The organism is Phormidium pseudopriestleyi FRX01 (assembly GCF_017313335.1).
GTDB classification, from domain to species: Bacteria; Cyanobacteriota; Cyanobacteriia; order Cyanobacteriales; family Laspinemataceae; genus Laspinema; species Laspinema pseudopriestleyi.
In genome coordinates, this window is record NZ_JAFLQW010000257.1 from 1 (window position 1) to 8418 (window position 8418).

General features: G+C 47.6%; 3 protein-coding genes and 2 CRISPR repeat arrays. Of the genes, 2 read left to right on the plus strand and 1 reads right to left on the minus strand.

What is annotated here, in order from left to right:
* Position 1: 1 nt before the first annotated feature.
* Positions 2-958: direct repeats of the CRISPR family, unit length 35 nt; unit sequence GTTTCCATTAGTTCCACTTCCAAAGAAGTGCAAGG.
* Positions 959-1200: 242 nt separating this feature from the next.
* Positions 1201-4848 (minus strand): NACHT domain-containing protein, encoded by a 3648-nt coding sequence (locus tag J0895_RS09465; RefSeq protein ID WP_207087856.1) that lies wholly within the window; start codon positions 4846-4848, stop codon positions 1201-1203.
* A 192-nt stretch (positions 4849-5040) separates the two neighbouring features.
* On the opposite strand from J0895_RS09465, the gene cas1 reads away from it, so the two are divergent.
* Together cas1 and J0895_RS09475 are read left to right on the plus strand one after the other, a co-directional pair.
* Entirely contained in the window at positions 5041-7041 is a 2001-nt protein-coding gene (gene cas1, locus J0895_RS09470) for a CRISPR-associated endonuclease Cas1 (protein ID WP_207087857.1), read from the plus strand.
* A 111-nt stretch (positions 7042-7152) separates the two neighbouring features.
* Positions 7153-7428 carry a helix-turn-helix domain-containing protein gene (locus tag J0895_RS09475; protein ID WP_207087858.1) on the plus strand — a complete coding sequence of 92 codons (276 nt, stop codon included), beginning with the start codon at positions 7153-7155 and terminating at the stop codon, positions 7426-7428.
* A 305-nt stretch (positions 7429-7733) separates the two neighbouring features.
* A CRISPR array of direct repeats spans positions 7734-8418; the repeat unit is 35 nt; unit sequence CCTTGCACTTCTTCGGAAGTGGAATTAATGGAAAG.

Below are 8418 nucleotides of genomic sequence, written 5' to 3' on the forward strand. Positions count from 1 at the left end.
CGTTTCCATTAGTTCCACTTCCAAAGAAGTGCAAGGTTAACTTCCCATGCGGAACAGTCTGCCCTGCAGAAGGTTTCCATTAGTTCCACTTCCAAAGAAGTGCAAGGAGGTCCGCACTCGTGCTGGTGTGTTATCTAACACAGGAACGTTTCCATTAGTTCCACTTCCAAAGAAGTGCAAGGTACAAGTTGTCGGCGACGATGTAATTCTACCATCCGTGTTTCCATTAGTTCCACTTCCAAAGAAGTGCAAGGAAATGGTGCTATAGTTTTACCCAATAACACTGCAGTTTCCATTAGTTCCACTTCCAAAGAAGTGCAAGGTCGGGATGAAGCTGATTGCTGGGCAGATTATTCATAATGGTTTCCATTAGTTCCACTTCCAAAGAAGTGCAAGGCCAAGTTGGCAGAAACCAACGCTAAAGTTTTTGAAGTTTCCATTAGTTCCACTTCCAAAGAAGTGCAAGGGTGGGAAGATACGAATGGAGATGGAGAACTTAAAAAGTTTCCATTAGTTCCACTTCCAAAGAAGTGCAAGGATGCTATAAGTTGCTTATGTCAACAATGGATGATGGTTTCCATTAGTTCCACTTCCAAAGAAGTGCAAGGCTTTTACAGTTGAGACCTCTGAAGGACTTCAGGAAGGTTTCCATTAGTTCCACTTCCAAAGAAGTGCAAGGACGCTGTGTACGAAGAGTTAGGTTATGATGGCGTTGTTTCCATTAGTTCCACTTCCAAAGAAGTGCAAGGCTTCTAATCGCCTCACTTTTTGCGGTTGAGGTAAAGTTTCCATTAGTTCCACTTCCAAAGAAGTGCAAGGCAGCACGTAGAAGGTTTTTGGCTATCCTGCGGAAGTTTCCATTAGTTCCACTTCCAAAGAAGTGCAAGGTTTCGGATCATTTCCTCTCTCCCACCTTCCGGCGGGTTTCCATTAGTTCCACTTCCAAAGAAGTGCAAGGGCTTACCTGTTGAAAGGCTTACTCTGAGATGATTGTACACCCCTAAATCTGAGGGGGTCAAGTTTTTGTAGCGACAGTTAAATGATTTGAGTCCAAAGTGGGAATAAATGGCCCCCTGAAACCCGGTCCTAGAGCCTTATCTGAGGGGGGTAACGAAAGAATGCGGGTTCCAGCAGTTGCCTACCCCCCTCAGATGCTTATCATTTGTAGGTTTATGATAAGCTAAGTTAATATTTATGGCATTAAAGGTTCCGATCGCGAAGGATGCGAGTTTTGGTTTCATCGGCAACCTGTGGGTCCTCTAGCAGGCGGTCGAGTAACGGTGACATTTTACCTTGATTGTTGGCGATCGCCACCACGAAGGCTTGTTGATTAGCCACAGGTAATATTTTATCATCCCTGACCCAATCTTCGCGAATGATTCGGGAAAACAACTCCGAGTCAAATTTGCCTAAGTCATTGAGCAAAGAAGTCACAACCAACTTATCGATTTTACCCGAAATATCCACGGACCGAAAGAGCAGTCGAGTACAATCTATCAGTTGAGGAATTAGGCGAGAATCTTCTAACCTCACCATCTGATTGAAGGCAATCATGGCAATATTGGCAATCCTATCAATAGTCGTCTGGGATGCATGAGCAATGACCGTTTGGGTCAAAGTAAATATCGCTTCAGCAATGGGCAACTCTAATTGCTGATTGCCGGAGGGATGTTTCCAGATTGCAGCGGTCATCAGTTTATAGGCCAGTTGCAAGACTTCCGGGGTTGTTTCTTGACTAATTGCCTGGAAAACTTGGACAATTTGTGCCGGAGGAATCGCCTGGGTATTGACTTGCTCTAAAATCGCTTGCATACAATTTTGGCGGACTCGAATCACCCGAGAATCCACTAATAAAGGCAACAATGATTCTAGGGGGATTGCTTGCTGGTTCTGGACTAACTCTAGCACCATGCCGGATGCCTCTTTTGCGATATCGGCAGATACATCGGCACAAGATTTAACTATTTCCTGTAGGGCTTCTATTGACCCCAATTCTGCTTGTTGCCGATGCAGTTTTAATAGCGCAGTCCGGGCTTCTTTGGACTGGCTATTTTCCTGGAGATAGGGGGCAATTTCCGGAGGGATGTAGCTCAACTTTTTGAGAATTAGATTGGTTTGCTTGAGGGGAAGAGACTGGACAGCTTGCTTTAAAATCGCTGCGAGTTGGGTTTGAATTTGAGCCGACTGTAGGGCAAAAGTTCCTAACACGCCAATTAGTTCCACGGGATAAGTTTCGATGAGGGGGTGAATCCATTCGGCTAATTTGACTGCCCAGGATTCTTCTAGTTCGGGTATTTCTTCTCCCGCTTTGGCTAAGGCCCTCAGCAACATGGCTAAGGTGGAAATGCGATTATCCGCTAAAGTAGAAATATCCCGGCTGACTAATGCATCCGCTACCCTTGCAGCCCCTCCAAATTGGATTGCTTCTTGCAAGGCGATCGCACTGCTGCGATTCACAGATTTTGAATGAGCCGAGGAAGATTCATCAAACAACAGAGTGATGATTGCATCCAGTAATTCCGCATCTTGAGCCGCTTGCCGACCTACGGCTGCTGCACAGACAGCCATCCATTCCGGTTGTAAGGGAACCGCTAAAACTTCCAGCCAAGATTGACCGAACCGGCTTTTTCCTGTGGACAGTAAATTGGGTAAAACAGCGGAAACTAACGCCACAGCATTCTGATGTTCCACAAAAGAATTATTGGCCGGGGGAATCTCAATAATTTCTTCCAAAAAACTGCATTGCACGTCCCAGGGAACTTCGGGACTGAGGTACAAATCAATCACAATGGCTCGGACATTACTGCCGAAGGAAGCATACTGCTGTTGGAGAATTCCTAGGACTTGCAAGTTGATGGCTTTGCCTTGGGCGCGAATTTTGCGATAATAATCTCCGAGGAGTTTTCCCCAGAGAGTATGACCTAAGCGAGTGGAGGCTAAAGCACTAGCATTTAAGGCGGCAATGGTATCTTGGAATCGCTGCAATTCGGCATCGGACTGGACAATCCAATCAGCGGCAATTTCCAAGGTTTTGTTAATCAGTTCTTTGGGAACTGCACTCAGCGATCGCAAGACGATTTCCCATCCCCTTTGCCGATGGCGGATGGGGGCAGAATTGACCGCCACAAGTAAAGTTTCCAGGAAAGCATAGTCACCGACAAGGGCCATCTCTAGCATGGGTCGTAGGATGCCCGAAGCGTCCGGTTCGATTCGGGAGACGGCGGCAAAGGCAATCACCCGAAAGGGGAGGAGTTGCTGCCAGTCTAGTTCTTGGCAAATCTGCTCAAAGTCAGCTAAGGTAACTAACGTCAAATATTGACGAAAAATCGGCCATAGATAATGGGGAGTTGCCTGAGAGTTGGACTGCAACTGACGGCGGATTTGGGCTTGGGTGAGTTCCCCCGATGCCGTAGCATTTAACCACCGGGCGATCGCATATTCTAGGAAAGTTTGATGGAAAAATCCGATGCGACTGTTTCCAAACTCTTTGAGGACGCCCTCGCTTCGCAATGCTGTATAAGCCTCGAAATCTGCGGAACCAGTGAGGTCAAACTGGTTTTCATAGAGAAAATCTCGCAGCCGTTCCCCAGAATTTTGGTACAAGGTTTCAGCTAAAAATAAGCAGAGTTTTTCCTGAGTTTTGCCAATGCGCGGGGATTGATGCTGATGCCGGACCTTAGATATTTTCCAGTTCCAATAAATATCATAAAGTTGGCTCACAGTTAAGTCTTCTGGCACGACTTGCGCTTCGGCAAATAACTCGCACAACAAGGCCAAAAGTAGAGGATGAGTAACAATTTCTGTCAACGAGACGCTATCGGCAGATAAAGCTAGAATGCGCTCGGCAAATGCAGTTTGACTCTCAAGGGTGGGATAGTCCGGTTTGAGGGCGGCAAAACGGCCAGCAGCTTCGGCGACTTCTTCCGGTTGAAATGGGGTGATTTTGCAGCCATCATAGACCGCTTCTCGGAACCCGGCAAAACTTTGGTGATAGGGTTCAAAGAAGTCCGCATAATCGTTATCGCGACAGGTAAAAGCAATCGTTGTGCCACACTCTAGCAGTTGCGCTAACATTCCCCGGAAGATGGGAACTAGCGGTTTAGTCAGAACAATATCTAAGGTATCTAGCAACAAAATGCCGCGTCCGTGGTGAGCGGTTAATTGTTGAGCGGCTTCGATAATGGACAGACGAGTATCACTCACTTTTGCCCCCAGTTCCTCGGTCAGGCGATCGCTCTGTTCCACCAAATCATCACAGCGAACCAAGGCAATCCAACCGCCGATTCCTTCTGCAATCAAAGCATCATAGAGACTGCCGAGGAGGGTACTTTTCCCATAACCTGCTGCCCCCAAGATTGGGACCACCCGCTGCTTTCCTTCGACTCCCCCACAGATTTGAGTCAGGCATCGCTCCAGAAAACTTTCCCGGCGAATCGGCGGCAAAATATAAGGGTCCAATGCTTTGCGGGTTCGGGAGGCATTGCTGGTAACCGCTGTCAATTGTGCCGTGGGGGGCGTCGCCTGGGCAAACGCTTCTTCGATAATCTGTTCTACAGCGGCGGGTTCAGGCTCGTTCTCAGAGGAGGAATCTGAGGGTTGCTCTAGGGAAACTCCGGCAATTTCCTGCCAATCCAGGTCCAATGCTCTACAGATTTCTTGGAACAACAGGCGATCGACAGGTTTGCTGTTGAAGAATTTGCTCACGGTGGTCCAAGAGGCGATCGCTAATTCCTTGGCGATGGCACTCTTCGTCAAGTTATGCCGCCTCAAAGCCTGTTCCGCCTTTTGGATTCCCTCTTCAGATGCAATCAGCGATCGCCGTCCCAACATGACATTTCCCCTTATCATTTGTCATGGGCTGTGCCTCCTGCTGTAGAGGCTTCAGCCACCTGTTATTCATGATAGGGCCTTAGCTTTCGTTACGAACACCCATCTCGACAATAAGTCATACAAAAAGTCATATATCTTGTCGATAAAGGCATATAGGAACGCAAACAATGGCTTGCCACGATGGAACAGTAAGCCATTTCCAATAAGTTTATGGACATTACCGAGACCTTACTCAGGGCCGCTTGGCAACAGGTGCGCCGGGGTTCGCGAATGGCGGGGGTCGATGGCATCACCGTAGATTGGTTTGCCGACAATCTCCAGATGCAACTACAGCAACTCCAGCATCACCTCACCCAGGAAACCTATCTGGCTAAACCCGCATTGGGCTTTTATTTACCCAAGGCATCCGGGGGGAAACGGTTGGTGGGAATTCCTACCGTGGGCGATCGCATAGTTCAACGCTTATTGCTGGAGGAACTCTACTGGCCCCTAGAAGACACCTTCCTCGATTGTAGCTATGCTTATCGACCGGGGCGAGGCATCCAGCAAGCCGTTCATCATCTGTACTCTTACTACCAATTCCAACCGGCTTGGGTCCTGAAAGCGGATATTGCCCAATTTTTCGACAACCTTTGTTGGGCGCTGTTACTGACCCAACTGGAGCAATTACAACTCGACCCGATTGTCAGACAGTTGCTCGAACAGCAAATCACTACGGGGATTGTGATTCGGGGACAATATCAAAACTTTGGCAAAGGCGTCTTACAAGGAGCCATTCTTTCCGGGGCTTTGGCTAACTTGTACCTGACCGAATTTGACCGGCGCTGCTTGGCATCCGAACTCAATCTCGTGCGTTATGGCGATGATTTTGTAATTGCCACAAATGATGCCAATCAAGCCCAGAAACACTTAGAGCAAGTCCGAGGCTGGTTGTCCGAATTATACCTCACCTTGCAGCCGGAGAAAACTCACATTTATGGTCCCGATGAAGAGTTGACCTTTTTGGGCTATCGGTTTGTCAAAGGGGAAGTCTATGCACCGCCCCCGCCCGAACCTCGCGGGGATTGGCTGCTATCTGCCTCGGGAGTTCCCTATCGCAAACAAAAACAACGGCAACGAGTGCGGGTTTCTCGTCCTCCTCTTGCCTGTAGTCTCAAACCCGTTCACTTTCCCATTGCCAATCCTGAACATTTATGGAGTGATGCGATGACCACTTTGTACATCACCGACCAAGGCGCTTATTTGAGTGTCAAAAACCAGCAATTTCAAGTCTTTTCTAATCATGAATTGCGCGTGAAAGTTCCGGCAAACCGAGTCAGCCATATTGTGCTATTTGGCTGCTGCAATATGTCTCATGGGGCGGTTTCTTTAGCATTGCGTCGGCGGATTCCGGTGATGTATTTGTCGCAGAAAGGGCGATATTTTGGCCGGTTGCACTCGGAAAGTCATGCCAAAGTCGAGTATTTGATTCAGCAAGTGCAGCGGTCCCTGGACCCGGAATTTACGCGACGGCAAGCCGAGGCGATTGTCTCCGCAAAACTGCACAATTCTCGGGCATTGTTGCTCAAACTGAACCGGCGTCGTCAAACCGATGCGGCCTTGATTGCCTTAGAAATGCTCATCAGTTGCCGGGATAAATTGCCCTTAGCTGAATCGATGGATGCCTTGCGCGGCTATGAAGGTAAAGCAGCATCGGCCTATTTTCAAGCCTTGGGTTCCTTATTTTCTGGACCCTTTGCCTTCGAGAAACGCACCAAACGACCCCCAACGGACCCGGTGAATAGCATGATGAGTTTAGGCTATACCTTGCTTAGTCAAAATGTCCATTCCTTTGTCAATTTAGCCGGACTGCATCCCCACTTCGGCTCTTTGCACGTTCCTCGGGACAATCATCCAGCATTGGTGTCCGATTTGATGGAGGAATTCCGCGCCCAAATTGTGGATTCCTTGGTGGCTTATCTGGTCAATTCTCAGATTTTGACCCCCGATGATTTCACCCACCCAGATGAGCGCAATGGCGTCTATTTACAGCCTCATGCCTTGAAAAAATACCTCAAGCATTGGGAGGATAAGTTACTGTCGGAAATTACTCATCCCCATACGAACTACAAAGTCAGTTTAAAGCGGTGCATTGAGTTACAGGTGCGAGAATATATCGCCTGTTTAATCGGGGAGGTTGAGGTGTATCGTCCGATGTTGTGGAAGTTGTAGCATTCTTTCCAGATAGGGCGGAAGTTGGGTCACGAGAATATCCGTCAAATTCAACCCGCCCTAACATAACTTCAGTCTAGCCACAGCAGTAATCCCACCTATTGTTTCCTAGTGCAGAATAAACTGCTGACCGGGACCCGAAAATTGCTGTTTCTCAAAATTGCTCAACAACCGGGAATTACTTCTGCCCAATTCTGCTCCGACAGTTGTGCCAGAGGAGGGCAATTGTCTCGAATCAATCATCATTTAGCCGGGTTGATTGATGAAGGATTTATCTGCATCTCCTCTCGCAATAAACGGAGTAAATCTCATTACCAAATTACTTCAACTAAGGGGAAAAGAATGTTAAAATATCTACAAGCGACTCAACTTGATGGCGAGTATTAAACAGCCCTGGGATAGTCCCAGTCCCGTCCTTTCTGAGACATCCCATCTGTGCCATCCCAGGGGTTGATAAATGATTATCTTAGCTTATCATTAGCATCTGAATGATAAGCATCTGAGGGGGGTAGGGTAGGTCTGAAACCCTTATTCTGCCGTTACCCCCCTCAGATAGCCCTCCACCCGGGCATTTGAGACAACGATTTTGCGTAATTTGAGGCGAAAATAAAGCAAATGTTGCTACAAAAACTTGACCCCCTCAGATTGATAGGTGTAGAATTAGCTCAGGACAAGCCTTTCAACAGGTAAGCCCTTGCACTTCTTCGGAAGTGGAATTAATGGAAAGTATTCTTCGTGGTCTGGGATCACAAAGATTATTACCTTGCACTTCTTCGGAAGTGGAATTAATGGAAAGAAGTGCTGGGAATATGCCCACGCTTACCACAATTTGTCCTTGCACTTCTTCGGAAGTGGAATTAATGGAAAGCTTCTTTTTCTTCTTTTTTATCAGAAGAAGGGTTAAGCCTTGCACTTCTTCGGAAGTGGAATTAATGGAAAGGCTTCGAGGGACGAGGCCCCGAATCCTAGCAGTCCGAGGTCCTTGCACTTCTTCGGAAGTGGAATTAATGGAAAGGAGCGGCACGCATCATTTCGTGCCATGGACCCCATTCGGCCTTGCACTTCTTCGGAAGTGGAATTAATGGAAAGAAGGTGCTTCTTGACTGAACGGAATGTTCAGTTCAACTCCTTGCACTTCTTCGGAAGTGGAATTAATGGAAAGCGCATATTTGCGAGCATAGGGTAACGGTAACACAGGCCTTGCACTTCTTCGGAAGTGGAATTAATGGAAAGATCCCCCCGGTGTTCCAGAGAGAAATGATCTCTCCCCCCTTGCACTTCTTCGGAAGTGGAATTAATGGAAAGTCACCTCAATTCCGTACACGACAGTTTCAAAAACTTTCCTTGCACTTCTTCGGAAGTGGAATTAATGGAAAG